Annotated in this window: 3 protein-coding genes; all 3 read left to right on the top strand. The window is 50.9% G+C overall.

The window, feature by feature from the left end:
* Positions 1–126 precede the first annotated feature (126 nt).
* Complete coding sequence (rpsG, locus tag HMPREF1144_RS04580; RefSeq protein ID WP_004106370.1) at positions 127–597, top strand: 30S ribosomal protein S7; 471 nt, start codon at positions 127–129, stop codon at positions 595–597.
* A 96-nt stretch (positions 598–693) separates the two neighbouring features.
* Positions 694–2,808 carry an elongation factor G gene (fusA, locus tag HMPREF1144_RS04575; protein WP_004115957.1) on the top strand — a complete coding sequence of 705 codons (2,115 nt, stop codon included), beginning with the start codon at positions 694–696 and terminating at the stop codon, positions 2,806–2,808.
* Positions 2,809–2,878: 70 nt separating this feature from the next.
* The coding region (locus tag HMPREF1144_RS04570; RefSeq protein WP_009651963.1) for a GTP-binding protein at positions 2,879–3,334 on the top strand (456 nt) is incomplete at its 3' end.

The raw sequence follows: 3,334 nt of genomic DNA, 5'->3' as shown, positions 1-3,334 counted from the left end.
CAAGTATGGCGTGAAGCGTCCTAAGGCTTAATGGTTCTCCGTTAAGTAAGGCCAAACGTTTTATATTAATGTCAAACTAAACTCTTAGAGTTTTGGACAATCCTGAATTAACAACGGAGTATTTCCATGCCACGTCGTCGCGTCATTGGTCAGCGTAAAATCCTGCCGGATCCTAAGTTCGGATCAGAACTGCTGGCTAAATTTGTAAATATCCTGATGGTAGATGGTAAAAAATCTACTGCAGAAGCAATCGTATACAGCGCGCTGGAGACCCTGGCTCAGCGCTCTGGTAAAAATGAACTGGAAGCTTTCGAAGTCGCTCTCGACAACGTGCGCCCGACTGTAGAAGTTAAGTCTCGCCGCGTTGGTGGTTCTACTTATCAGGTTCCAGTTGAAGTCCGTCCGGTTCGTCGTAATGCTCTGGCAATGCGTTGGATCGTTGAAGCTGCTCGTAAACGTGGTGATAAATCCATGGCTCTGCGTCTGGCGAACGAACTTTCTGATGCTGCAGACAACAAAGGTACTGCAGTTAAGAAACGTGAAGACGTTCACCGTATGGCAGAAGCCAACAAGGCGTTCGCACACTACCGTTGGTAATCCCTTCGGAGTATTAGTCACCAGGCGGGCGCTTCAGATAAGTCGCCCGTTTTGGATAACTTAACTGAACGCCTAAAGAAATAAACGAGGAATCAAATGGCTCGTACAACACCCATCGCACGCTACCGTAACATCGGTATCAGTGCGCACATCGACGCCGGTAAAACTACTACTACCGAACGTATTCTGTTCTACACCGGTGTAAACCACAAAATCGGTGAAGTTCATGACGGCGCTGCCACCATGGACTGGATGGAACAGGAGCAGGAGCGTGGTATTACTATCACCTCCGCAGCGACTACTGCATTCTGGTCAGGTATGGCTAAGCAGTATGAACCGCATCGCGTAAACATCATCGACACCCCGGGGCACGTTGACTTCACCATCGAAGTAGAACGTTCCATGCGTGTGCTTGATGGTGCAGTAATGGTTTACTGCGCAGTTGGTGGTGTTCAGCCTCAGTCTGAAACCGTATGGCGTCAGGCAAACAAATACAAAGTTCCGCGCATTGCGTTCGTTAACAAAATGGACCGTATGGGTGCGAACTTCCTGAAAGTTGTTGGTCAGATCAAAACCCGTCTGGGCGCGAACCCTGTTCCGCTGCAGCTGGCGATTGGCGCTGAAGAAGCGTTCACCGGTGTTGTTGACCTGGTGAAAATGAAAGCCATCAACTGGAACGAAGAAGACGCAGGTGTAACCTTCACTTACGAAGATATCCCGGCAGACATGCAGGAACTGGCCGAAGAATGGCACCAGAACCTGATCGAGTCCGCTGCTGAAGCTTCTGAAGAGCTGATGGAGAAATACCTGGGTGGTGAAGAACTGACTGAAGAAGAGATTAAAACTGCTCTCCGTCAGCGCGTTCTGAACAACGAAATCATCCTGGTAACCTGTGGTTCTGCGTTCAAGAACAAAGGTGTTCAGGCGATGCTGGATGCGGTAGTTGACTACCTGCCATCCCCGGTTGACGTACCTGCGATCAACGGTATCCTGGACGATGGTAAAGATACTCCGGCTGAGCGTCACGCTAGCGATGATGAGCCGTTTGCTGCTCTGGCATTCAAAATCGCTACCGACCCGTTCGTGGGTAACCTGACCTTCTTCCGCGTGTACTCTGGTGTGGTTAACTCTGGTGATACCATCCTGAACTCCGTGAAAGCTGCACGTGAGCGTTTCGGTCGTATCGTACAGATGCACGCTAACAAGCGTGAAGAGATCAAAGAAGTTCGCGCGGGCGATATCGCTGCTGCTATCGGTCTGAAAGACGTAACTACGGGTGACACTCTGTGCGATCCTAATGCGCCGATCATTCTGGAGCGTATGGAATTCCCTGAGCCGGTAATCTCTATCGCTGTTGAACCGAAAACCAAAGCTGACCAGGAAAAAATGGGTCTGGCTCTGGGCCGTCTGGCTAAAGAAGACCCGTCTTTCCGCGTATGGACTGACGAAGAATCTAACCAGACCATCATCGCCGGTATGGGTGAGCTGCACCTCGACATCATCGTTGACCGTATGAAGCGTGAATTCAACGTTGAAGCGAACGTCGGTAAACCTCAGGTTGCTTACCGCGAAGCGATTCGCGCGAAAGTTACCGATATCGAAGGTAAACACGCTAAACAGTCTGGTGGTCGCGGTCAGTACGGTCACGTCGTTATCGACATGTACCCACTGGAGCCGGGCTCTAACCCGAAAGGTTATGAGTTCATCAACGACATCAAAGGTGGTGTAATTCCTGGCGAATACATCCCGGCCGTTGATAAAGGCATCCAGGAGCAGCTGAAAGCAGGTCCTCTGGCTGGTTATCCGGTAGTTGATCTGGGCGTGCGTCTGCACTTCGGTTCTTACCACGACGTTGACTCCTCTGAACTGGCGTTTAAACTGGCCGCTTCTATTGCCTTTAAAGATGGCTTTAAGAAAGCGAAACCAGTTCTGCTTGAGCCGATCATGAAGGTTGAAGTAGAAACTCCGGAAGAGAACACTGGTGACGTTATCGGTGACCTTAGCCGTCGTCGCGGTATGCTGCGCGGTCAGGAATCCAACGTGACTGGCGTTGTGATCCACGCTGAAGTTCCGCTGTCTGAAATGTTCGGATATGCAACTCAGCTGCGTTCTCTGACCAAAGGTCGTGCTTCTTACTCCATGGAGTTCCTGAAGTATGATGATGCGCCGAACAACGTTGCTCAGGCCGTAATCGAAGCCCGTGGTAAATAAGCCGCAGGGTTAAAACCAAAGTCCCGTGCTCTCTCCAGAAGGGGAGAGCACTATAGTAAGGAATATAGCCGTGTCTAAAGAAAAATTTGAACGTACAAAACCGCACGTCAACGTCGGTACTATCGGCCACGTTGACCATGGTAAAACTACTCTGACCGCTGCAATCACTACCGTTCTGGCTAAAACCTACGGTGGTTCTGCTCGCGCATTCGACCAGATCGATAACGCGCCGGAAGAAAAAGCTCGTGGTATCACCATCAACACTTCTCACGTTGAATATGACACCCCGACTCGCCACTACGCGCACGTAGACTGCCCGGGCCACGCCGACTATGTTAAAAACATGATCACCGGTGCTGCGCAGATGGACGGCGCGATCCTGGTTGTTGCTGCGACTGACGGCCCGATGCCGCAGACTCGTGAGCACATCCTGCTGGGTCGTCAGGTAGGCGTTCCTTACATCATCGTGTTCCTGAACAAATGCGACATGGTTGATGACGAAGAGCTGCTGGAACTGGTTGAAATG

The organism is Klebsiella sp. OBRC7 (assembly GCF_000293135.1).
Taxonomy (GTDB): domain Bacteria; phylum Pseudomonadota; class Gammaproteobacteria; order Enterobacterales; family Enterobacteriaceae; genus Klebsiella; species Klebsiella michiganensis.
Note: the sequence above shows the minus strand (reverse complement) of the source record. Positions and strands in the feature narration are given on the sequence as shown.

What these genes read in the sequence shown, in the direction of transcription:
- fusA (WP_004115957.1), top strand. Translation starts at nt 694, where the DNA reads ATGGCTCGTACAACACCCATCGCACGCTACCGTAACATCGGTATCAGT.
- rpsG (WP_004106370.1), top strand. Translation starts at nt 127, where the DNA reads ATGCCACGTCGTCGCGTCATTGGTCAGCGTAAAATCCTGCCGGATCCT.